Source organism: Sagittula sp. NFXS13 (assembly GCF_040148795.1).
GTDB classification, from domain to species: Bacteria; Pseudomonadota; Alphaproteobacteria; order Rhodobacterales; family Rhodobacteraceae; genus Sagittula; species Sagittula marina.
Genome location: NZ_JAGEMH010000005.1, coordinates 200,192 through 223,623, shown reverse-complemented (window position 1 = coordinate 223,623; position 23,432 = coordinate 200,192). Strand labels below are relative to the sequence as shown.

Annotated in this window: 21 protein-coding genes and 1 pseudogene; 8 read left to right on the top strand and 14 right to left on the bottom strand. The window is 62.6% G+C overall.

Going from position 1 to position 23,432, the window contains the following annotated elements; all coding sequences use genetic code 11:
- Positions 1–5 precede the first annotated feature (5 nt).
- Complete coding sequence (locus tag J4E08_RS13240; protein ID WP_349538900.1) at positions 6–824, bottom strand: IclR family transcriptional regulator; 819 nt, start codon at positions 822–824, stop codon at positions 6–8.
- 195 nt (positions 825–1,019) lie between these two features.
- Between J4E08_RS13240 and J4E08_RS13235 the strand changes: the two genes are divergently transcribed.
- The 5 genes from J4E08_RS13235 (at position 1,020) to J4E08_RS24535 (ending at position 5,249) form a co-directional block, all read left to right on the top strand.
- Complete coding sequence (locus J4E08_RS13235) at positions 1,020–2,021, top strand: DctP family TRAP transporter solute-binding subunit (protein ID WP_349538899.1); 1,002 nt, start codon at positions 1,020–1,022, stop codon at positions 2,019–2,021.
- A 66-nt stretch (positions 2,022–2,087) separates the two neighbouring features.
- Entirely contained in the window at positions 2,088–2,576 is a 489-nt protein-coding gene (locus J4E08_RS13230; RefSeq protein WP_349538898.1) for a TRAP transporter small permease, read from the top strand.
- Entirely contained in the window at positions 2,569–3,897 is a 1,329-nt protein-coding gene (locus J4E08_RS13225; protein WP_183968327.1) for a TRAP transporter large permease, read from the top strand. Before J4E08_RS13230 ends, J4E08_RS13225 begins: the two co-directional genes overlap by 8 nt.
- 10 nt (positions 3,898–3,907) lie before the next feature.
- Positions 3,908–4,672, top strand: coding sequence for an SDR family NAD(P)-dependent oxidoreductase (locus J4E08_RS13220; protein ID WP_349538897.1), 765 nt, complete (start codon positions 3,908–3,910; stop codon positions 4,670–4,672).
- A 388-nt stretch (positions 4,673–5,060) separates the two neighbouring features.
- Complete coding sequence (locus tag J4E08_RS24535) at positions 5,061–5,249, top strand: hypothetical protein (protein WP_502949270.1); 189 nt, start codon at positions 5,061–5,063, stop codon at positions 5,247–5,249.
- Between the two features lie 276 nt (positions 5,250–5,525).
- Here J4E08_RS24535 and J4E08_RS13210 read toward each other — a convergent pair whose 3' ends face one another.
- From J4E08_RS13210 to J4E08_RS13180, 7 genes are all read right to left on the bottom strand, one after another.
- Complete coding sequence (locus J4E08_RS13210; protein ID WP_349538896.1) at positions 5,526–6,932, bottom strand: FGGY-family carbohydrate kinase; 1,407 nt, start codon at positions 6,930–6,932, stop codon at positions 5,526–5,528.
- The gene (gene rhaM / locus J4E08_RS13205) at positions 6,929–7,243 is read right to left on the bottom strand and encodes an L-rhamnose mutarotase (protein ID WP_349538895.1); all 315 of its coding nucleotides are present in this window, start codon (positions 7,241–7,243) and stop codon (positions 6,929–6,931) included. Before rhaM ends, J4E08_RS13210 begins: the two co-directional genes overlap by 4 nt.
- Entirely contained in the window at positions 7,243–8,235 is a 993-nt protein-coding gene (locus J4E08_RS13200; protein WP_349538894.1) for an ABC transporter permease, read from the bottom strand. Before J4E08_RS13200 ends, rhaM begins: the two co-directional genes overlap by 1 nt.
- Positions 8,232–9,227: an ABC transporter permease gene (locus tag J4E08_RS13195; RefSeq protein WP_349538893.1), complete on the bottom strand. Its 996-nt coding sequence runs from the start codon at positions 9,225–9,227 to the stop codon at positions 8,232–8,234. The genes J4E08_RS13200 and J4E08_RS13195 overlap by 4 nt, the downstream gene beginning before the upstream one ends.
- On the bottom strand, positions 9,224–10,729 hold the full coding sequence (locus tag J4E08_RS13190; protein ID WP_502949271.1) for a sugar ABC transporter ATP-binding protein: 1,506 nt from the start codon (positions 10,727–10,729) through the stop codon (positions 9,224–9,226). The genes J4E08_RS13195 and J4E08_RS13190 overlap by 4 nt, the downstream gene beginning before the upstream one ends.
- Positions 10,730–10,856: 127 nt before the next feature.
- Positions 10,857–11,855, bottom strand: a complete 999-nt coding sequence (gene rhaS, locus J4E08_RS13185; protein ID WP_349538891.1) for a rhamnose ABC transporter substrate-binding protein — start codon at positions 11,853–11,855, stop codon at positions 10,857–10,859.
- Positions 11,856–11,882: 27 nt separating this feature from the next.
- Positions 11,883–12,683, bottom strand: a complete 801-nt coding sequence (locus J4E08_RS13180; RefSeq protein ID WP_183968311.1) for a DeoR/GlpR family DNA-binding transcription regulator — start codon at positions 12,681–12,683, stop codon at positions 11,883–11,885.
- A 186-nt stretch (positions 12,684–12,869) separates the two neighbouring features.
- Between J4E08_RS13180 and J4E08_RS13175 the strand changes: the two genes are divergently transcribed.
- Positions 12,870–14,969, top strand: coding sequence for a bifunctional rhamnulose-1-phosphate aldolase/short-chain dehydrogenase (locus J4E08_RS13175; RefSeq protein ID WP_349538918.1), 2,100 nt, complete (start codon positions 12,870–12,872; stop codon positions 14,967–14,969).
- 88 nt (positions 14,970–15,057) lie between these two features.
- Positions 15,058–16,296, top strand: coding sequence for an L-rhamnose isomerase (locus J4E08_RS13170; protein ID WP_349538890.1), 1,239 nt, complete (start codon positions 15,058–15,060; stop codon positions 16,294–16,296).
- A gap of 338 nt (positions 16,297–16,634) precedes the next feature.
- Here J4E08_RS13170 and J4E08_RS13165 read toward each other — a convergent pair.
- The 6 genes and pseudogenes from J4E08_RS13165 to J4E08_RS13140 form a co-directional block, all read right to left on the bottom strand.
- A pseudogene (locus J4E08_RS13165) lies at positions 16,635–17,227 on the bottom strand (transposase).
- Between the two features lie 183 nt (positions 17,228–17,410).
- Positions 17,411–18,469, bottom strand: a complete 1,059-nt coding sequence (locus J4E08_RS13160; protein WP_349538889.1) for an L-idonate 5-dehydrogenase — start codon at positions 18,467–18,469, stop codon at positions 17,411–17,413.
- An 11-nt stretch (positions 18,470–18,480) separates the two neighbouring features.
- On the bottom strand, positions 18,481–19,755 hold the full coding sequence (locus tag J4E08_RS13155; protein WP_349538888.1) for a TRAP transporter large permease: 1,275 nt from the start codon (positions 19,753–19,755) through the stop codon (positions 18,481–18,483).
- A 1-nt stretch (position 19,756) separates the two neighbouring features.
- Positions 19,757–20,257, bottom strand: a complete 501-nt coding sequence (locus tag J4E08_RS13150) for a TRAP transporter small permease (RefSeq protein WP_183968301.1) — start codon at positions 20,255–20,257, stop codon at positions 19,757–19,759.
- A gap of 103 nt (positions 20,258–20,360) precedes the next feature.
- Positions 20,361–21,338 carry a TRAP transporter substrate-binding protein gene (locus J4E08_RS13145; RefSeq protein WP_349538887.1) on the bottom strand — a complete coding sequence of 326 codons (978 nt, stop codon included), beginning with the start codon at positions 21,336–21,338 and terminating at the stop codon, positions 20,361–20,363.
- A 34-nt stretch (positions 21,339–21,372) separates the two neighbouring features.
- A complete protein-coding gene (locus tag J4E08_RS13140; protein WP_183968297.1) occupies positions 21,373–22,071 on the bottom strand; it encodes a GntR family transcriptional regulator in 699 nt (232 codons plus the stop codon).
- A 146-nt stretch (positions 22,072–22,217) separates the two neighbouring features.
- On the opposite strand from J4E08_RS13140, the gene uxuA reads away from it, so the two are divergent.
- Positions 22,218–23,432 carry a mannonate dehydratase gene (uxuA, locus tag J4E08_RS13135; protein ID WP_349538886.1) on the top strand — a complete coding sequence of 405 codons (1,215 nt, stop codon included), beginning with the start codon at positions 22,218–22,220 and terminating at the stop codon, positions 23,430–23,432.

Here is a 23,432-nt window from a genome sequence, read left to right as displayed (position 1 = left end):
CCTCCTCAGGTGCGGGGCGGCGCAGCGTGAAGCCGCGCCAGGATTGTCTCGATCGTGCGGGCGCCGGTCTGCAACTGTGCGACAAGCGCGTCACGGCGCGGCGGCTGCATCCGGCTTTCGATGGCGGCCAGCGACAGTGCGCCGACCAGTTCGCCGTCCGGGCCCCGCAAGGCCACGCCCAGCCCCCAGGAATCGGCCACCACGAGGCCGGGGTTCAGCGCGTAGCCCTGCGCGCGCGTTTGCGTGACCCGACTGCGCAGTTCCTGCAAAGGCAGCAGCGGGTAATCCTCGGTCAGCCGGGTGGCGTTCAATTCGAGCATCGCCTCGACCTGCGTGTCGGGGAGGGCGGCCAGCATGGCAAGCGATCCGGCCCCGACACCCAGCGGGTGCATGCCCCCTGCCAGCAGTGCGTAGCTGCGAATCGGATAGGTGCCGTCCTCGCGGTGCAGGCAAAGCGCCGACGGCCCGCGCGGAACCGACAGAAAGGCGGCGTCGCCGGTTTCCTGCGCCAGTCTCTTGAGCGTCTCGAGCGATGGCTCCAGCAGCCCGTGACGACGCGCCGCGAAGGTGCCAAGGACATAGGCCTCCGAACCGAGATAGTAGCGGCGGCTTTCAGTGTTCTGTTCAACCATGCCGTTTCGCATCAGGGCCAGCAGCAGACGCCGCAGCGTGGATTTGTTGAGGCCGCTCCGGGCCACCAGTTCGGCAAGGCTGGCGCCGTCGTCGGTGCAGCGCCCCACCATGCCCAGAAGCGCCAGCGCGCGGTCCACGCTCTGGCTGCCCGCAGGAGGGTCTGCATCGGTGATGTCCACTTGGCGTTCCATATTATGACCCTTAAAGGATCAATCTCCTACTGCCGTTTTACGAATGTTTCGGGATTTGTATTTGCTTCATTCCCAATATTGCAAGTTCTTGTTGCGCGTGGCAATGAAGGCATTCCACTATATGGATCGCTGGCGGCACGGGGAGGTGCGGTTCGGCGGGGCCAGGATGGCCCGGACTTTGGGAGGACGGATTTGATGTTCGCGAAATTTGGTAAGACTGCCCTGGCCACAATGCTGGCGGGCGCGATGACAGTCGGCACAGCCTCGGCAGAGACGCTGCGCCTGTCGCACAACACCGGCGATACCACGACCTGGCAGAAGGGCGCGGACAAGTTCGCGGAGCTGGTTTCCGAGGCGACCGGCGGCGAAATCTCCGTGCGCGTGTTCCCCAACGCCCAGCTGGCCGGCGGCGACCAGATGCGCCAGGCCGAGATGGTCGGTCGCGGTGCGCTCGATCTTGTGGTGACCTCCGCGATCAACGTGACACCCCTGGTGCCGGAGATGGCGGCCTTCTCGCTGCCCTACCTCTATGCCGACTACGAGCAGGTCGACGCCACCACGCAGGGCGCGCCCGGTGAGCAACTGGCGGAAATCCTTGCAGAAAAAGGCATTATCGTTCTGGCTTGGGGCGAAAACGGTTTCCGGGAAGTGACCAACAACACGCGTCCGGTAAAGAGCCCCGAAGACATGGCGGGCCTGAACATGCGGGTCGCCGGTCCGATGTACATCGACGTGATGAACGCCCTTGGCGCCAACCCCCAGCAGATGCAGTGGAGCGAAACGATGACTGCCCTTCAGCAGGGTGTCGTCGATGGCCAGGAAAACCCGATCGGTGCGGTGATCATTCCGCAACAGGTCTACGAAATGCAAAAGTACCTCACGACGTGGCACTACTCCTATGACCCGATCTTCATCGGCATAAGCCAGAAGAAATGGGACAGCTACGACGCTGAGATGCAGGAGACTCTGCGCACCGCCGCTCAGGAGGCCATGAGCTACCAGCGCGACATCAGCCGCGAGGCGACTGCAACGGGGATCGAATTCCTGCGCGACAAGGGCATGGAAGTCTACGAACCTTCTGCCGAGGAGTTGGCCGCATTCAAGGAAGCCACCCAACCCGCATTCGACGAATGGGCGGCGAAAGTCGGCCCGGAGCTGGTGCAGAGCTTTCAGGACGCGATCAACAGCGCCAACTGAGTTCACTGAACGGCGTGTCCCCGACGGGGCACGCCACCCGCTTCTGCCTGAGTTTCGGGAGGCACGATGCCCTTCATCCTGCGCGAGGCCGAGAAGATCATCTGCGCGGTGCTCTTTCTGGCCATGACCTTTCTTGGTTTTGCCAACGTCGTGGTCCGTTACGGCACGCATTACTCGCTCGCCGCGACAGAGGAGCTGCTGACCAACGGCTTTCTGCTGCTGACGATCTTCGGAGCCGCCATCGCGGCACGGCGCGGAGAACACCTGGCCGTCGGACTGGTGCATGATCTGCTCCCCCGTCCCGCGCGGCGCGTTGTCTTTGCCGTTTCGGTGCTCGCCTCGGTGACGCTTCTGTCGCTGTCAGCCTGGTTCTCGTGGCAGGCCATGACCAACATGATGGGCAACGGGATGCGCTCCTACGGGCTGCAGATTCCCGTCTGGTACTACCAAGCCGCCGTGCCCTTCGGGTTTGCGCTCGTGCTGGTGCGCTACCTCCAGCACGCGGTGGTCGTATGGCGAACCGGCTACGACAATGAGGTGATCCCGGATGTATGACCTGATCCCCGGATTGCCCGCCGGCACCGAAATGGTGATCCTGTTCTTCATCCTGCTGGCTTTGCGTGTGCCGGTGGCCTTTGCACTCGGGCTTTCGGCGCTTTACGCCATGTGGCAGATCGGCTTCGGCCTCGAACTGGCCGGCGACCTGATCGCCACCGGCATATCCAAGTTTTCTCTCATCGCCATTCCTTTCTTCATCCTTGCGGGCACGCTGATGGGGTCCCTCGGCATCGCCGAACGCATGATCCGCTTCTTCCGCGTTCTGATCGGCGGTACGCCCGGAGGCATGGGGGTCGTCGGCACCGTGGTTTGCCTGTTCTGGGGAGCGGTCAGCGGGTCCGGCCCGGCCTCCGTCGCGGCCATCGGCCCGATGATCATCAAGGGCATGGTCGAGGACGGCTACCCGAAAGCCTATGCCGCCGGACTGGTCTGCACCGGTGCCGCGCTGAGCATCGTCATTCCGCCGTCGATCGGCCTGGTGATCTATGGCGTGATCGCGGAAACATCGATTTCCAAGCTTTTCCTGGCCGCAATCCTGCCCGGCCTGTTCATGGGCCTCATCATGCTGACAACGCTGCCCTTCGCCAAACCTGCGGGCGGCGGTGCGGCCTCGCTTGAGGCGCTCAGCCCGATGCCTTACATGGGCCGGTCCTACGGTGCGCGGCTCTGGCTGTCCTTCAAGGAGAGCTTCTGGGGCCTTATGACACCGGTGGTGATCCTTGGTGGCATATATTCCGGAGTTTTCACACCGACCGAGGCCGCCCTCGTCGCAACCGTCTACGCCCTGCTGGTCGGTGCTCTGATCTACCGTACGCTGACACCCCGAGGGCTCTACGATTCCCTGACGAATGCGGCGGCGTCCTCTGCCACTGTGATGCTCGTGGTGGCCTATGCCAGCCTGTTCGGTTGGGTCGTCACGGTCGAGGACCTGGTCGGAACCTATTCCGGCGCACTCCTGGGGCTGAGCAGCAACGAGCTGGTGATCCTGCTCGTCATCATGCTGGTCCTGCTGATCGCGGGCATGTTCATGGATCCGGTGACTGTGATGTTCATCTGTCTGCCGATCGTCCTGCCTGTGGTGCGGGAGCTTGGCTGGGATCCCGTCTGGTTCGGCGTGCTGGTCATGGTCAACCTTGCGATCGGCCTTATCACGCCGCCGGTCGGCATCAACCTTTACGTCGCCGCCAACGTGACACGCCTGCCGATCGAGCGCGTGGCAAAAGGCGCGATACCGTTTCTGCTGGTCTGCCTGGTCGGACTGGCCATTATCGCCTTCGTACCACAGCTTTCGCTCGTGCTGCTTGACCAGGCCAACTGAGGAGACCGTCATGACCGACACATCCGTGCAAAAGACCGCCATCGTCACCGGAGCCGCGCGTGGTATCGGCCTTGCCACGACGAAGCAGTTCCTGGCAGAGGGCCGCCGTGTTGCGATGATCGACCGCGACGCCGAAGCGCTGATGGCAGAGGCGAAGGCGCTGGAGAACGTGCTTCCCGTGGTGTGCGACGTGTCGCAGCCCGAACAGGTCACTGCCATGATCGAGCAGGTGGCAGAGACCTTTGGTCGTATCGACGCGCTGGTGAACAACGCGGGCGTCGCCGACTTCGGCCCGATCGAGCAGACCTCCTTCGAGCGGTGGCGCACAGTGATGGCGACGAACCTCGACGGCGTGTTCCTGTGCACTCAGGCGGCGACGGCTGAACTGCGCAAGACCTCCGGTGCCATCGTCAACATCGCGTCGATCTCCGGCCTGCGGGCGTCGACCCTGCGTGTGGCCTATGGCACATCGAAGGCCGGGGTCATTCACCTGACACAGCAGCAGGCCGCCGAACTCGGGGAATACGGCATCCGTGCCAACTGCGTGGCGCCCGGCCCCGTGCGCACAAAGCTCGCCATGGCCGTTCACAGCCAGGAGATCATCGACGCCTACCACGATGCGATCCCGCTGAACCGATATGGCTCCGAGGACGAGATCGCCTCGGTTATCGTGTTTCTTTGCTCGGACCGGGCAAGCTACGTCACGGGCCAGACGATTGCGTCGGACGGTGGTTTCCAGTCGACGGGCGTCGGCCTGCCCGCGCTGCGGACCTGATCAAGATCAGAGCCGGGAACGCGCGGCCTTCGACCCGGTCGTGGCACGGTCGTCGGGGTTGGTCCCGTTGCCGAAAGCGCGCGCCGGCGTCCCACCGACGCGCGCTTTTCGGTGCTCGTGAATCTGCGTGGATTGATATCTACAACGCCTATGGGTGAGCATTCCGCACGATCAACCACAATCTCGACGTGATTTCGCCGCCGCCCCGGTTATGAACCGCGCTCCCAATGTCAGCCAATAGTTTTGCGACAAAGCCATTCCGGAATTTAAGACAAGAAAGCCGATGACGGTCAGTAGCAGGATTGAACGACGCGGCCATATCTGCGTCAGGAGCGTCAGGAGCGTCAGGAGCGTCAGGAGCGTCAGGAGCGTCAGGAGCGTCGGGGGTATGGCTGCCAGCAGCGAACCAAGCGCATATCGCGCCCGCAAGTGCCACGACGCCAGTGCCGACCGTGGTACGAATGCCGTCATCCCACCCCGCAAAAAACGCCAAGCGGTGGAAGACCGTCACAGCCTGCGCAATACTGTTCTTCATCCGGCGATTCATAACAGCGATCTGGCCTTGAGCGCTTATTGAAGACCGTCGTCCATGCTCTAGACGATCGCGGAAAAACCCTGCTTCTTGCAGGCGCATATCTGGGCTTTGGCTGCTTGTGCACTTTGGCAAGCTACCCTCTCTGCGTCACCAAAGCACTTAGAGTAAGGAGGTTTTCACAAGGCAGCGCCAGCACATCTAAGACTTTAGAGGCGCACAGAATTTCACCATCGCCTCCTTGATCGTCCTGTTCATCCGCCTGACGTGGCAGTTGGTCGGGCTTCGTCAGCCGGCGCTCGATCCTGTTGGGGTCTCAGATCACGTCGAAGCGCGTCTGTCGGAACGATGCTGTGTCTCGGTTGCGGGACTGGCGGGGCTGGCTTCAACGGCTTGGTTCCATCGCTTGCCGTAGAGCGCGAGGCGCGTAGCGTGCTTTGGCGTGGGCCTCTCAGTCAGCGACGTCTCGGTCCCGGTGGTGGGCGCGCACAGCATGGAGGCACCCATGCTGGTGCCGGTGGCCGTGTTTGACAAAAGAACCTCTCGACCGGTCTGTGCCGCCAGCATATCGAGATAGAGCGCGTTTTTGGCGAATGGTCCTTCGACAATGACCGGACCGCGCGCGCCGATCAGATCAAGGCAGGTGGCGGTCATCAGAGCGAGGTAAAGTGAAAGCGCAGCGCCTTTCTCGCCCGGGGTCATGGTGTCATCGCTCCAACCGCCAGCGCCTTCGCCGAACGGCCCCGACCCGGGCTCGACTGCCGGATGGAGGGCTTTCTGCCCGGCGAGGACACGCTCAATGTCTGCCTGATCCGGGACCGATGTCTGAGGCTTCATGCGTTCGTATTCGCGGCCTCCCATGAAACGCGCCGACGGCACGGGGTCGCCCAGGGCGTTGACGTTCATCAGGGTGTCGCGCACCGGATCCAGCGCGACCGTTTCGCCGCCCACGCTCATGCAGATTACCCATGTTCCGGTCGAGACAACGGAAAAGGCGCCCTCCATTCCATGCAGGTAAGGAAGAAGGGAGGCGTTGCTGTCGTGAATGCCGGAGCGGACACGGGCCCCCTTGGCCAGCCCGGTAATGGCCGCGAGCTCGGGCAAAATGGAGCCGGCGATGGAGTTTGCGGCGGCGAGGGGCGCCATGGTCAGGCCGAGCCGTTCCGGCAGGTCGGAGAACCGTCCCTCCTGCGGCAGCCAAAGGTCGGTGTGACAGCCAAGAGACGTCGGCTCCGTGGCGAAGGTGCCGGTCAGGCGGCCGGACCAGTATTGCGGGTAGCTTGCCACCTGTGACGCCCGGGCGCGCAGGCCGGGCTGCGTCTCCACCAACCAATGCAATTGCGCGCCAGCGTTCAGGCCCGCGGGCAGTCGCGGTGCGCCGGTCTCCTCGAAGGCGGGGCGGAGCGTGTCGTAGGCCTGCGACAGGTCGTTCGGCCCGTCATATTCGTAGTCGAGCACCGGACAGGCCAGCCCGCCCGCGGCGTCCAGCAGGACAAAACAGGCCCCGTGGGTGGTGACGCTGATCTCGTCAACGCCGTGCTCAGCCTGCATCTGGCGCAGACCGTCGAGAAAGAAGGCCCAGATCCCGTCGATGTCAAAATGTGGGTAGGGTGGCCCTTCGATGATCCGATTGGGCCGCGTCACAACGGTGATTTCGGACATGGTTGCGGTGTCCACCAGCGCCACCTTGGCGTTGGTCTTTCCGATGTCGAGAACGGCGACCTTCATGGCAGGTGAAACATGGGCTGGAGGGTTTTGGCCACCGGCTCGTTGTCCGAATGGGTTTCCATGATGTCGGCCATATGTGCCCACCAACGCTGCATGATCTCGGTGCCCGCCAGAGCGTCCATGCCGTGATCGTCAGGCCGCCAGAGGATGCCGAACAGGGTGTGCGTGTCGGGATCGAGGTGGATCGAGTAATCCGAGACGCCTGCGTCCTTCAGCAGGGTCACCAATTCCGGCCAGATCGCGTCGTGGCGGCGCTTGTATTCCTCGGCCTGGCCCGGGTGGAGCTGCATGGTAAAGGCATGTTTTTGCATCATGCCCTCCACATTTTCCACAGGCGCGGCAGGGCGATCACGCCGATCAGCATCAGCCCGATGAAGATCGACATGACAATCCCCGGCACGTTCAACAGGCCAAGGCCGAAGGTCACCAATCCCATGACGAAGGCGGCGATGACCACGCCGGGGATGCTTCCGGCGCCGCCCAGGATCGACACCCCGCCAAGGACCACCATGGTGACAACCTCCAGCTCCCAGCCGGTGCCGATGGAGGGGCGGGTCGAGCCCAGCCGTGAGGTCAGACAGATCGCCGCCACACCGGACATCAGCCCGGTGAGCAAGAAGAGGATGAACTTCACCCGCGCCACCCGGATGCCCGAGAACTGCGCCGCCGTGGGGTTGTTGCCAATGGCGTAGACGGTGCGGCCAAAGTTCGTGCGGTGCAGAAGGACGTAGTAGATGCCTGCCAGCAAAGCAAAGAGCACAAATTCGAAAGAGATCACCCAGAAAACGTAGCCTTGCCCGAAGTAGGCGAAGTCACTCGGGTAATCGCGGTAGGCCCCGTCGCCCAGCACGATGAAGGAAATGCCACGGAACAGGCTCATGGTGCCGATGGTCACCACGATGGACGGCAGGCCCATGCGGGTCACGAGCACGCCGTTGAAGGCCCCGCAGGTGAGGCCGGTGGCAAGACCGATCGCGACAAGCCCCGGCGTGCCGACCCCCACAGAGGCTGCGGCGCCCATCGCCGTCGAGGCCAGCGCGATGATCGCCGCGACGCTCAGGTCGATCTCGCCCGCGATGATCAGCAGCGCCATGGCAAAGGCGATCATGGCCTTCTCGGTGAAGTTGAAGGTGGCGTCGCTGAGGTTCCAGGCGTTCAGAAAATAGGGGCTGGCCAGAGTATTGGCGATGAATATCGCCACTGCCACCACCAGCAAAAGCAGTTCCCACGAGGCCAGCAGGCGCGCCGCCGGGCTGTGCAGCCGATCGGGAATGCTGCGCGGAGTAAGGCTTGCGTCGCTCATGCGGTGGCTCCTTCCGAGGCTTGGTCCTGCGCGCGGCGCAGGATGATGCGGCCTTTGCCCTTGGAATTGCGGTTGTTCAGCGTGACGGCCACGATGATCGCGGTGCCGGAGATGGCCATCTGCCAGAAGGGCGAGACGTCGACGACCGGCAGGGCGTTCTTGACGATGCCAAGGAACAGCGCGCCAAGGATGGTTCCTAGGATCGTCCCGGCGCCCCCGGCGATTGAAATTCCGCCGATCACGCAGGCGGCCACGACTTCAAGCTCGAAACCGCCGGCGATGTCCACGTAGGCCACGGCATAGCGCGCCACCCAGAGGTAGCCGCACAGACCAGCCAGCGCCCCCGACAGTGTGAAGGCCCAGAACTGCGTCTTGCCCACGCTGATGCCGGTGTAGACCGCGGCGTGAGGGTTGCCGCCCACTGCGTAGAAGGCGCGGCCCAGCGGCGTGCGGGAGATCATCACCATCATGCCCACGGCGGCGAGAATGCCGAACCAGGCCAGCACAGGCAGGCCGAGGATAGAGGCGCGCGGGAAGCCGGTGAAGGCGTCGCTCATCTCGTGCGCGTTCACCCAAGCCCCGTTCGAGATCAAAAAGATGATGCCGCGATAGATCGTCATGGTGCCCAGCGTCACTACGATGGACGGGATCGACAGCGTCCAGACCAACAGACCGTTCACCATCCCCATCACCGCGCCGAGCGTCACGGCCACGACAAGGATCACCGCCACCGGCACACCGGGCAGGGCGGCATTCAGCATGGCGCAGACCATACCGGTCAACGCGAGATTGGCCGCCACCGACAGGTCGATGCAGCGCGTCAGGATCACCACCGTCTGACCCAGCGCGAGGATCAGCAGCGGCGAAGTGTCTGTGAACACCCGCGCGAGGTTATCGGGCGCGACGAAGCCGGGAAACCGGCTGGCGATCAGCACCAAAAGCACAAGGATGGCCCCGCCGAGGAGGGCTTCGCGTGACTTGAGCAGGCTCATGCGCTCTCTCCGATCCCCGCAGCGTGGCGGACAAGTGTTTCAGGTGTGAGGTTGTCCCCTTCGAGTTCGGCGGCGATCAGCCCTTCGCGCATGACGATGACGCGGTCGGACATGCCCAGCACCTCCGGGATTTCCGAGCTGACCATGATCACCGACAGCCCCTCGGCGGCGAGTTCCGCCATGAAGGCATGCACGGCGGCCTTGGAGCCGATGTCGATGCCCTTCGTCGGCTCGTCTAGTATGATGACGCGCGGCTTGGTCGCCAGCCACTTGGCAATGACGACCTTCTGCTGGTTGCCACCGGACAGGTTGCCGACATCCTGATCGAGCGCCGCGGCCCGCAGGTCCAGTCGCTCTGTATAGGCGCGGGCGAGGGCGAATTCCTCGCTCAGCCGCAAGAACCCGCTGCGAGAGGTCTGGCCCAGCGAGGGAAGCGTCACGTTTTGAAAGATCGGCAAGCCGATCACCGCGCCCTGCTTGCCGCGATCCTCGGGGACGTAGACGATGCCTGCCTCAACCGCCTCGGCGGGGGATCGGATCACTTTGATCTGGCCATCGATCCTCGTGACGCCCTTCGACGGCTTGGTGATGCCGAACAGCGCCTGCATCACTTCGGATCGTCCCGCACCGACAAGGCCGTAAAAGCCGAGGATCTCGCCGCGCCGCAGAGTGAACGTGATGTCCTCGAACTCGGTCGGATGGGCATATCCCACGACCTTGAGCACTTCGTCACCGGGGGCCTTTGCCCGCTCGGGGAAGATCTGGTTCACGTCCCGGCCAACCATCATCTTCACGAGGTCGGATTCGGTCACGTCGGCCATCAGCCCCGCGCCCACATGCGTGCCATCGCGGAAGACAGTGTAACGGTCGGCGATGCGGAAAACCTCATCGAACTTGTGACTGATGAACAGGATGGCGCGGCCCTCGGCCTTCAGGCGATCGACCAGCTCGTATAGCTCTTCGATTTCCTTGTGGGACAGCGCGGCGGTCGGTTCGTCCATCACCACGACACGCGCATCGACCGACAGCGCACGCGCAATGGCCACGAGGTGCTTGGAGGCAATGCCAAGATCACGCAATGGCGTGTCCGGGTGGAGAGCGGCGCCGATCCGGGTGAGGATCTCGGCGGCCCGTGTTCGCATGATCTTCCAGTCAATCAGTCCGAAACGGCCGCGCGGCGCGTGACCGATAAAGATGTTCTCAGCCACGGTCAGCTCGTCGAACAGCACGGTTTCCTGGTGGATTGCCGTGATTCCAGCAGCGGAAGCATCCTGCGCCGTGGCGAAGACAACTGGTTCACCGGCAACATGGATCGCGCCCCCGTCCGGCTGGTAGATGCCGGTCAGGGTTTTCACCAGCGTCGACTTGCCCGCACCGTTTTCGCCGATCAGAGCAGTGACCTGGCCCGGGTACAGCTCCAGCGAGACGCCGTCCAATGCCTTCACGCCGGGAAATGTCTTTGTAATATCCCGCAGTTCGAGAACCGGCGTCTCCGCCGACATTTTTTCGAATTGCCGGGACTCGACGCTCATCTGCATCACGGTCTCCGCTCAATCGTGGAATTTGGGGGCCCGGCGCCTGCGCCCGGGCGTGTCCCGACGCGACACCCGCGTCGGGACGAAAAGGAGATCAGAAGATATCCTTGAAATCGTCGATATTCGTCTCGTCGTAGACAAAGGGATCGGCCATCGCGCCTTCGGTGTTTTCGTCCAGCGTCAGCGTGCCCATGCGGCCCATGGGGATCTCCGCACCGGGCGCCGCCTCGGCGGCGTCGGTGGCCAGCTGGTAGGCCAGCATGGTCGCGGAGTAGCCGAGGTCGATCGGGTTCCAGATCGCGAAGGACTTCGACGCACCGCTCTCGATGGCGCCGGCCATTTCCGAGGGCAGGCCCAAGCCGGTCACGTTCACTTCGCCAACCTTGCCGGCATCCTCGACCGCGCGCGCCGCGGCCACGATCCCCACAGAGGTCGGCGCGATGATCGCGTCGAGGTCCGGGTAGGTCTGCATCAGGCCGGTGGCCTCGCGGTAGGATTTATCGGCCAGGTCGTCACCATAGACGGTGCCGACCACTTCGATGCCTTTGTAGTCACCCAGCACCTTGGTCATTTCGTCGATCCAGATGTTCTGGTTCGTCGAGGTGGTGGTGGCGGACAGCAGAGCGACCTTGCCGCCCTCGGGCAGCTCGTCCGCGGCCAGCTTCAGGATCATGTTGCCGATCAGCGGGTTGGACGAGGGGTTCAGGTGCAGTTCGCGGCCTTCAGGGGCGACGCCGGAATCCCATGAAATCACGGTGATGCCGCGCTGCATGGCCTTTTTCAGCGCGGGCACCAGCGCATCGGTGTCATTGGAGGAGATGGCGATGGCGTCCACCTGCTGCGCGATCAGGGCGTTGATGACCTCGATCTGGCCTTCGGCAGTGGTGGTGGTCGGGCCGGTGTAGATCACCTCGACGTTCCCCAGCTCGGCGGCCGCTTCTTCGGCGCCTTTGGCGGCGGCCTCGAAGAAACCGATGCCGAGGGCCTTGACCACCAGCGCGATGCGCACCGGATCGTCGGCATGGGCCATGCTGCCCGCCATCAGTGCCGTCGCCATGGCCGCGCCACCAAACAATCTGCGTGTCAGTTTCATAGTCTCTCCTCCCAAGGAATAAACGCCTTAACCGGCGTTCGTTTCACGCGTGGCGCTCCCTTGCGCCACGATAACCCGGATGTCGGCCGCCTCCAGCATGGAGGCCGCGCTGTCCGGTATGCCGTCGTCCGTGATCACCACGTCGATGCGATCCAGTGGACACAGGATCAGGCTGGATCGGTTTTCGAATTTCGAGCTGTCCACCAGCACGACCAGTTCGTCCGCCTGGCCGATCAGTTTCTCCTCGGCCTGGATCAGCAGCGGGTCGCTTTCCATCAGGCCAATGGGGCTCAGCCCGTGCGCGCCCATGAACATGCGCCGGGCGTAGAAATGCCGGGTCATGTCATTGTCGAAGGGTGACAGGATTATGTTCTGTTCGCGGTAGATGGCACCTCCGGGCACCATCACGGTGTTTTTGGAATGCCGCAGCAGATGTTCCGCGATGGGAAAACTGTTGGTCAGAACCTGCACACGCCTGTTGACCAGCGGATGCACCATCTGGAACGTCGTCGTGCCGCCATTGATGATGATCGGTTCGCCGTCTTCACACAGTGCGACCGCCTCGCGGGCAATGGCAGTTTTTGCCTCGGCGTTGATCGTCTGGTTGATCGAAAACGGTCGTCCCGCCAACCCCGGCAACGAAGGGGGCGTCAGTGCCTCTGCGCCACCGCGCACGCGGCGCAGACGTTTTTTCCCGTCAAGCGTCGCGATATCGCGGCGGATCGTGGCTTCGGAGGTCTCCGTCAAGGCGACCAGATCCGCCACCGTCACGATGGGGCGTTCCTGTACTGCCGATAGAATGATCCTGTGACGTTCGGTTTCGTGCATTCTGTCCTCCCACTTTCATAAGACGCCAAGTTCACCGCCTCGGTCAATCATTTTCTCTCACAATCAATCATTCTGCGGCGCAGAATGATTGATTGTGATCGGTTTTGCTTGACTTGGGGTGTGGTTCCGCTCACCTTGCCATCGACGCAAGAGGCCGCATTCTGCGGCGTTCCAGGGAGGATGACCATGCTGACTCGCGCTGAAAACCGGCTTCAAAACCTGTGGGATGATGCCCGCGCAGAGGGTATGAGCGAGCCCGAAAAACTGCTGTATCGCTCGAACCTTCTGGGGTCGGACAAGCGAATCACCAACTACGGCGGCGGCAACACCTCGGCCAAGGTGATGGAGGTCGATCCGCTCACCGGCGAGCAGGTCGAAGTGCTTTGGGTGAAAGGATCGGGCGGCGACGTCGGCTCGATCAAGATGGACGGGTTCGCCACGCTTTACATGGACAAGCTGCGCGCCCTGAAGAGCAAGTATCGCGGCGTCGAACATGAAGACGAGATGGTCGGCTATCTCCCGCACTGCACCTTCAACCTGAATTCCCGCGCCGCGTCGATCGACACACCGTTGCATGCCTACGTGCCCAAGAAACACGTCGATCACATGCATCCGGACGCGATCATCGCCATCGCGGCCTCGAAGAACTCCAAGGAGCTGACAGCCGAGGTCTTCGGCAACGACATCGGCTGGCTGCCGTGGAAAAAGCCGGGCTACGAGCTGGGCCTGTGGCTGGAGAAATACGCGCTGGAAAACCCGGAGGCCAAGGGCGTCGTGCTTGAAAGCCACGGGCTGTTCACCTGGCATGATGATGCAAAGGCCTGCTACGAGCTGACGCTGGAGATCATCCAGAAGGCGATGGACTGGTTCGCCGACAAGACCGCCGGTGTGGCAGCCTTTGGCGGCGAGGTGCACGAGTCGCTGGCACCGGATGCGCGCCGTGCCGTGGCCGCGCGGCTGATGCCGGCCATTCGGGGCTTTGTCTCCGGCAACCAGCACATGGTCGGCCATTTCGAAGACAATTCCGCGGTGCTGGAATTCGTGAATGCCCGCGACATGCGTGAGCTGGCGGCGCTTGGCACGTCGTGCCCGGACCACTTCCTGCGCACCAAAATCCGTCCGCTGGTGATCGATTTCGACCCGGCACAGAACAACATCGACGTGGTGCTTGATGGGCTCGCCGATCAGATCGCCGCCTACCGCCAAGACTACAAGGCGTATTACGACCGCTGCAAGCACGCCGACAGCCCTGCGCTGCGTGACCCCAACGCGGTGGTCTACCTGGTGCCCGGTGTCGGCATGATCACCTTTGCCAAGGACAAGGCGACAGCACGCATTTCCGGCGAATTCTACGTGAACGCCATCAACGTGATGCGCGGCGCGTCCTCGGTGTCGGACTATGTCGGCTTGCCGGAACAGGAAGCCTTCGACATCGAGTACTGGCTGCTGGAAGAGGCCAAGTTGCAGCGGATGCCCAAGCCCAAATCGATGGCGGGCCGTGTGGCGCTGGTCACAGGCGGTGCGGGCGGTATCGGCATGGCGACGGCGGAACGCTACCTGTCCGAGGGCGCCTGTGTCATGCTGGCCGATATCAACCCCGAGACACTGGCGCAGGCGCAGGAGACGCTCGCGCAGTCCTTCGGGCGTGATGTGGTGCACAGTGTCGAGATGAACGTCACCGACGAGACGGCGGTGCAGGCGGGCTACGCCGATCTTGCGGTGGCTTACGGCGGTCTCGACATCCTCGTGTCAAACGCCGGGATCGCCTCATCGGCGCCGATCGAGGAGACCTCGCTGGCACTCTGGCAGAAGAATATGGACATCCTCTCCACCGGCTACTTCCTTGTCTCGCGCGAGGCGTTCAAGGTGATGCGGGTGCAGGACATGGGCGGGTCAGTCGTTTTCGTCGCGTCGAAGAACGGGTTGGCGGCCTCGCCCAACGCCGCTGCCTACTGCACGGCAAAGGCATCGGAGATCCATCTGGCGCGCTGTCTCGCCCTCGAAGGCGCGGAGGCGGGCATTCGGGTCAACGTGGTGAACCCCGACGCCGTACTGCGCGGCTCGAAGATCTGGGAAGGCGAGTGGCTGGAACAGCGCGCCTCGACCTATGGCACCGACAAGGGTGGGCTGGAAGAGATGTACCGCCAGCGGTCGATGCTCAAACGCTCGGTCCTGCCAGAGGACATCGCGGAGGCGGCCTATTTCCTGGCTTCGGACAGATCGGCCAAGTCCACCGGCAACATCATCAACGTCGATGCGGGCAACAAGGAAGCCTTCACGCGATAACGTCTGAGGGGGCGGGGTGATCCCCGCTCCCGGACCGCGTGACGGATCGGCGTGGGGCTCCGCCCCCGACGCCACGAAGGGAGGAACCATGACTTACGAACTGGCCCGAGAGGCCTTTGCTGAATGGGGTATCGACACGGAGGCCGCGCTGGCGACCCTCGCGACAATCCCGATTTCCATGCACTGCTGGCAGGGCGATGACGTGCGCGGGTTCGAACGCGCCACGGGCACGTCCGGAGGTGGCATTCAGGCGACGGGCAACCACCCGGGCCGTGCGCGCACCCCCGAAGAGTTGCGCGCCGACCTGGACTTCGCGTACTCGATGATCCCCGGAAAGCATCGGTTGAACCTGCATGCCTTCTATCTCGACACCGACGAGACCCCGGACCGCGACGAGATCGAGTTCCGGCACTTTACGCCGTGGGTCGATTGGGCGCGGGAACAGGACGTGAAGCTGGACTTCAACCCGACGTTCTTTGCCCACACCAAGGCCGACGACAACCTGACCCTGTCCCATCCCGATCAGGGCATCCGCGACTTCTGGATCGAGCACGGCAAGCGCTGCCGCGAGATCGCGGCGCAGATGGGGGCGGCGCAGGGCGGCGAGGTGGTCAACAACATCTGGGTGCCGGACGGGTCCAAGGACAATCCTGTGGATCGCATGGGCGCGCGTCGGCGGCTGGAGGCGTCCCTCGATGCGATGCTGGCTCCGGCGCACGACAAGGCGCACCTTCTGGACGCCGTTGAATGCAAGCTTTTTGGGATTGGCGTCGAAGCGATGACCGTAGGCAGTCACGAATTTTACATGGGCTACGCGATCCGCAACCAGACGGCGCTCTGCCTCGACATGGGGCATTTTCATCCCACGGAGAACGTGGCTGATAAGCTGACGGCCGTGGCGCTTTCGGTTCAGGACATCCTGTTGCACGTCTCGCGCCCGATGCGCTGGGACAGCGACCATGTAATTTTGTTGGACGACAGCATCCGCGCCATGGCGCAGGAGATCGTGTTCTCCGATCTGCTGGCGCGGATGCGGATCGGGCTCGATTTCTTCGATGCCACGATCAGCCGCACCGCGGCCTGGGTGATCGGCGTGCGTAACATGCAAAAGGCGCTTCTGGAGGCGTTGCTCATGCCGCATGAACGGTTGCGCGCCGCCGAGACCGGGCTCAACTTCACCACGCGGCTCACGCTGACCGAGGAATTCAAGAGCTTGCCCCATGGGGTCATCTGGTCCGAGTTCTGCGCCCGCGCGAACCGACCCACGGGTACCCGGTTGATCGGTGCATTGGACGAGTACCAACGCACCGTGTCCGAGCGCAAGTGAAACGACGGATTGCAGCGGCAGCGGCATGGAAAGGCAAGCAGCGCGGCGCGTTTCGCCGCCGGCTTTCATAGGCCGGTGGGTCAGGCTTGTCGGAATGCCCGGCAGCGTTGCGCTTCTCCGTGTTGTGCCAGGCGCAGCCCTGTTTTGTCTGCTTCAGACCGCGACTTTGATCTCAGTGCCTCCGAACGCGGTAAAGCGGTGCATGATGGCGATCCGGATGCGGATTCCGGCGGTTTGTCCACTTCCCGGCAGGTATTGGGCAGCAATGTCCCAAGAGGGGATCGAGACAAGCAAGATGCAGGCCGGTGATGGCTCAAGGGTCGTTGCGACGGTTTCCGCTAGCTCGGTTTCCTCATCTCTGCTCTGAACGCTTCGGTTGGGGTTCGCCATCCGAGGCGCTTCCCAGAGCGCGTGAGCTGCGTGTCGCGCGGCAGATGTCGGCGCGCACGTTTGTTCAGATATTCGACGGAACCCTTCTGCCAAGAGGCTTTCGGGTCGCAGAACCACGCCTCAGCGCCGATACCGGACTTCAGCCTGCGCCATGCGTGGAACTCGAAGCCGCGATCAAAGGTGATCGACTTCCGGGCGGGCTGGGGCAGGGGGCCATCATAGCCAAGCCGACGCGCAATTTGTTCTGGCGTCCAGCCGGTCTTCAACCGCGCGATGACATGCGCGCGAAGATCGTTCAAACGGATGAGCCTGCGTCTTCGCGCACGATGCCTGGACGCTTCACGCTGCGTGCCATGCCATAGTCGCCGTTCAGATATGGCGGCTCTTGGTCGGTGAACGAGTTCCGCTTGATCTCGCGATAGATCGTTGAGGGCGCACGACCAAGCCGATCCGCGATTTCCGTGACAGGCATCTTTGCTTCACGCCATTTCGCAATCTTGATCCGTTCCTGAAAACTCAGGTGAAGGTAATAGCGGCCCATTGGTGATCCTCCGTACAGCTTTCTGTTTTGATACAGAATTTGCACTTCGGATGTGAATTCGCCCAATTACACTGCCATCTCTAATAAGGTTAGTTATGTAATGTTTACTTCAAATAAGAAGCACATTCGGAGGCTTTGCCAGGCCGCAATGCTCCGCCAAAGTACATAAGGCGGAGCAGCGTTTCATTGGTCGAAGGTGATTTGAACTTTCACGGCCTTGCCGCGATCTGTTGCCAACTCCATGGCCGCCACCGCATCAGAGACCGGCAGGCTGTGGGTAACGATCGGGGCGAGCGTCAAGGCTTGCGTGTTGATCAGTTCGACCGCCTGACCGAATTCCTTATCGAACCGATGGCTGCCGATCAGATTGATCTCCTTTGAGACCAGCAAGTTGAACGGCACGGGGGTATCGCCCATCACGCCCACTTGGACGATAGTGCCCATTGGTCGGGTGCACTGGATCGCTGACCGCAGCGCAGGTTGCGCAGCGGAGCATTCGAACGTGATGTCGAACTGCCCCTTCTCGGCCTCGTAGTCTTTCAGCTCGGCGCCGTGGGTTGCCACGTTGATCGTGCGTGTGGCCCCCACCTCGGTGGCCACAGCCAGCGTCGCATCCTCAAGGTCGGTCACGACGATCTCGCTGGCCCCGAAGTGCTTGGCCAATGCCACGCAAAGCGCACCAATGGGGCCCGCGCCGGTGACCAGCACGCGCTTGCCCTCAAGCGTGCCCGCGACCTCAAGCGCGCGGGTCACGGCCCGGCGGCAGACGGCCAGCGGCTCGGAGAGCGCGGCTTCGGCCATTGGCACACCTTCGGCGATTGCGTAGCACTGCGCCGCACCGATAGTGACACGATCGCGAAAGAATCCCTGCTCGTGCGGCAAGAACATGGCCGAGCCTTTGAACCGCATGTTCAAGCAGTGCTGATGTGCACCCTTCTTGCAAAACGAACAGTTGCCACAAGGATGAGACGGGTTCAGCGCCACGGCTTGCCCGACGGCCAGACCTTCGACGCCTTCACCGAGCGCTGTGATCGTGCCTGCTGCCTCGTGACCGATGATGATCGGCTCTTGGACGCGGATCATTTCACCAATGCCACCGTGGGTGAAATAGTGAATGTCCGAGCCACAGATGCCGCCTGCCCCGATGGCCACGACAACTTCGCCGGGGGCCGGTTCCGGATCGGGCAGGGTCTCGACGCGCAGGTCGCGTTGGCCATGCAGGCGGGCGATACGAATGGACATGGGGGCTCCTGTCAGTTGAGCAGCGAGGGCAGCCAAGTGCTGAAGAACGGGAAGTAGGACACCAGCATCAGCACGATCAGGTTGGTCAAGATGAAGGGGGCGATGGCCTTGGTCACCTGCCACAAGGACACGCGGCCGATGTCAGCGCAGATGAACAGGCAGACGCCCACCGGCGGTGTGGTCAGGCCGATCATCAGGTTCAGCACGGAAAACACGGCAAAGTGCAGTGGATCGACGCCCACCCCCGTTGCCAGCGCCAGCAGCGGAGCGAAGAGGATGATCAGCGCGGCAATCGTCTCCATGAACATGCCGACAAACAACAAAATGAGGTTGATCAACAGGATCACGAGGAACTTGTTATCCGTGATCGACAAAACGGCACTGGCGATGGTCTGCGGAATGCGCTCGGACACGAGGATCCAGCCAAAGACATTCGCCAACCCGACCAGCGCAAGGATCGCGGCGGCGGATATGGCGCTGTCGATCACGATGCGCGGCACGTCCGTCAGCTTCAGCCCCTTGTAGACAAAGGCACCGACCACGAAGGCGTAGACAGAAGCAACCACAGCGGTTTCGGTCGGTGTGGCAAAGCCTATGAGCAGGCCGCCGACGATGAAGGCGGTCATGGCCACGGCCCAGAAGGCGCCTAGGAAGGCACGCCCCAGTTCTCCAAAGCCCTGCCATTCCTGCTTGGGGAAGTTCTTTTTGCGGGCGATGATCCAGGCGGTGATCATCATGGCGACGCCCATCAGGATACCCGGCAAGGCCCCCGCGATGAACATCTTGCCAACCGAAATGCCCGATAGTGTGCCGACGATGATCATCGGGACTGAAGGCGGAATGATAGGGCCGACGGTGGACGAGGCCGCGGTGATCGCGGCAGAGAAATCCGCCGGGTAGCCGGCCTTTTTCATGCCGGGGATCATCATGCCCCCGATAGAGGCCGCGTCGGCGGCGGCGGTGCCGGAAATTCCGCCAAACAGCATCGAGGCAGCCACGTTCGTCAGGCCAAGCCCGCCGCGCATCCAGCCGACCAGGGCCTGTGCAAGCCGCACGATTCGCGCCGTGATGCCGCCCGCGTTCATCAGGTTCCCGGCGAGGATGAACCCCGGAATACACAGCAGCACAAAGCTGTCCATGCCCGAGTACATCTTTTGCGGGATCACAACGAGCGGCATGCCCTGATACAGCAGGTAGGCCATGGAGGACACGCCCAGCGTCACCGCCACGGGCAGTCCGATGGCCAGCCCCGCGAGGAAACAGCCCAGAAGGATCGTCAATTCCATGTCAGTGGTCCTCTTGCAGGCGTTCGGGAGTGCCATCTTCGGTGCCGGTCAACATGCCGATCACGCGAAAGGCGGCAAAGAGGCTCAGCAGGATGACGGCCACCAGTACCGAAGCGTGGATCCAGTCCATCCGAACCCCCAGCGATGGTGCAGTCTGGCGCGCCCCGATGGACACGTAGAACCAGGTCGCCGAGATCAGCGCGAGGCCGAAGCCACATGTGATCACCGCGCAGATCAGTCGCAGGATCCAGGGCAGTCGCCCGGGCAGCGCTTCGGACAGGATGTCGACGTTCACAAGATTGCCGGACCGGTAGCTGAGGCCGACACCGAACGCGGTCAGGTACAGCAGCGCAAAACGCGTCAACTCCTCGGACCAGACGACCGAAGTCATCAGGCCGGATCGCCCCGCAAGCTGCACAAGCACAGCGATGATGATGACGCCAAAGCTGAGCCCCGTGGCGATGCGGGCGAGGCCGGTCAGGACCTGAATGATGCGCTGCATGGAAACCCCCGTTCACTTTTGTAACAAGGGCCGGAAGGTCTGTAATACCCCTCCGGCCCCGTGGAGCGGCCCCCATAGGGAGAGGCCATCCCCTTATCTGCGATCAGTCAGCGAAGAGCTGTTCGACCTGCGGGCGGATTTCGTCGGCGACAGAATTCAGCACGGCTTCTTTTGCGGCGGCGGCAAAGGCGGCGTTGTCGACTTCGACGAACTCCATGCCAAGCTCTTCGAGCTGGGTCTGAAGCTCGGACTCCTCCGCGAGGAACTGCTCACGCTCCCATTCCTGCGTCCGCGATGCGGCTTCCATCACGGCTTGCTGGTCTTCCTCGGACATCCGGCCCCATGCCATTTCCGAGATCGTCAGGTAGATCCACGACCGCACGTGCTGGGTCTGGTTCACGTAGTCCTGCACTTCGTTGAAGTTGGCGGACTTGATCAGCGCCAGCGGGTTTTCCTGTGCGTCGATGGTGCCGTTCTGAAGCGAGGTGAAGACCTCGGAGAAGGCCATCGGCGTCGGATTCGCCCCCAGCGCCTGCCAGATGTTCAGGAACAGCGGCACGTTGGGCACGCGCATTTTCAGGCCGTCGAGGTCCTCGACCGACGTGATCGCACGGTTGGAGGTCAGGTTGCGCGGACCGCGTGCGAAGTAGGCGATCGGGCGAATGCCGACCTTCTCGACAATCTGCGCCTCGATTTCGTCGCCCAGCTCACCACCGGCCACCGCGTCCATGTCCTCAAGCGAGGTGTAGCCGTAGGGGATTGCCAGCAGGGCCGCCATCGGCGCCCAGTTTTGCAGGGATTCGCCGGTGATCGTCATGTCGGCGGTGCCAAGCTGCATGCCGTTGATGACGTCCATTTCCTTGCCGAGAGTTTCGTTCGGGAACACTTCGACGGCGATACGACCTTCGGTCAGCGTCTCGACTTCCTCGGCGAATTTTTCGGAGGCCTTGTGCCAGATGTTGTCCTCGTTGGCCGGGTGGCCAAGCTTCAGCGTCATGTCTTGCGCAAAGGTGGCGCTGGACAGGGCTGCGGCGGCGATACCGCCAAGCATGAGGGTCTTCAGGGTCTTGGTGACGAACATGGTTTCCTCCCTTTGGTCGTCTTCGTGATCCCGATCAGCCCTGCGGGGCGTCGAAATAATCGGGGTAGGTTTCTCGGATCGCGGGCAGGTCCTGCAGGATCATCCGCAGGTGGCCGCGCATTGCGTCCTTGGCGGTCTCGCTGTCACCAGCTTCGATAGCGTCTACAACTGCGGTGTGCTGCGCGATCAGATGCGCCACCGGAAAATTGGTCGAGGTCATCTGACGGACGCGGTCCATCTGGGATTTCATCCCTTCGATCACGGTCCAGGCGTTGGGATGCCCCGCGGCCTCGGCAAGCGTGCGATGGAATTCATCATCCAGCGGCACGAAGGCCGAGGGCCGATCATCGGCTAACCGCTTTTGCGCGTCGATCTGATCCCGAAGGTCGCGGACAAGCCCCTCGGGGGTGTTCGCGGCGCAGGCTTTGACGATGTCGGCTTCGACGGCTTCACGGACGAAGCGGGCGTCCATCACCGCCTCAAGAGAAATCTTGCGCACGTAGGTGCCACGTTGCGGGCGGATTTCCAGAAGCCCCTCTTCGGCCAACTTGATAAAGGCCTCGCGGACGGGCTGTCGGGACAGGCCGAACTTTGTGCCGATGTCGGATTCGGACAGGCGCATACCGGGCTCAAGCTGATTGCGCACGATGCAAAGCCGCAGAATACGGGTCAACTGCGGTCCCACGGGGGCCGTCGGGTCGATCTGTGCCATATTCAGTAGCTCGATGCTCATCCTGTCTCCTCCTGAGCAAATCCATAACTGCATACTTCCATACTAGTCAACAGTGCAATTGGATGCTATCGATCACACCTGTAATATCGCCCCGCAGGCCATCACAGCTGCGTGGCTCTATCGAAGACCCAAGGGGAGGAAACATCATGCGACAGTCATGGCGCTGGTTTGGTCCAAAGGACCGCGTGAGCATCGACGACATGATGCAGGCAGGCGTCGAGGGCGTCGTTTCGGCGCTGCACCATGTGCCCACAGGCACAGTCTGGTCCCCAGAGGAAATCGCGGCACGCAAGGATCTGATCGCCACCCGACGGGATGGCCGCCCCTCCTCCTTGACGTGGGACGTGGTGGAATCGCTGCCGGTGTCAGAGGACGTCAAGAAGCAGAAAGGTGATTGGAAATCCCATATCGCCAACTGGAAGACCTCGATGCAGCACCTGTCGGACGCCGGGATCGACGTGATCTGCTACAACTTCATGCCCGTGCTGGACTGGACGCGCACCGACCTCGCATGGGAACGTCCAACCGGCGCGCGCTGCATGCGCTTCGACCTGATCGACTTTGCGGCCTTCGACATCCACATCCTTGAACGCCCTGGCGCGGCCGACGGCTTTCCCGATGCTGTCGTGGCAGAGGCAGCGGAGCGGTTCGCCCGGATGAACGACGCGCAAAAAGAGCAGCTGGCGGGCAACATTGTCTTTGGCCTGCCGGGCGCCGCCGAAAAATTCACGCTGGATGACGTGAAGGCGCATCTGGCCGAATACGACAGCATTTCCGAGGCGCAGCTTCAATCCAACATGATCGACTTCCTGTCAGAGGTCGCGCCCATGGCCCAGGATCTCGGTATGCGCCTGTGCTGCCATCCGGACGATCCGCCTTTCCCTCTGCTGGGTTTGCCCCGGATCATGTCGACCCAAGCGCAGTACCAAAAAATTCTCGACGCTGTGGACATGCCGTCGAACGGCGTGACACTGTGCACCGGCAGCCTTGGCGCGCGGCCTGACAACAATCCTGTCGAGATCTTCAAGGCGCTGGCCGACCGCGTGCATTTCCTGCACCTGCGCAACGTCAGCATCGAAGGCACCGAGGTCATGAATTCGCTTTACGAGGACGAGCATCTTTCCGGCCACACCGACATGGTGGCCATGGTCGCCGCTGTCGTCGCAGAGGAAGCGCGGCGTAAAGCGGCAGGCCGTGCAGACTGGTCGATCCCTTTCCGGCCCGACCACGGTCAGGACATCCTTGACGACATCGGGCGCGAGGCGCAGCCGGGTTATCCAGCCATCGGGCGTCTCAAGGGGCTGGCGGAACTGCGCGGTCTGTACCACGCGTTCCAACACCCGCTGATCGCAGGAGCCTGA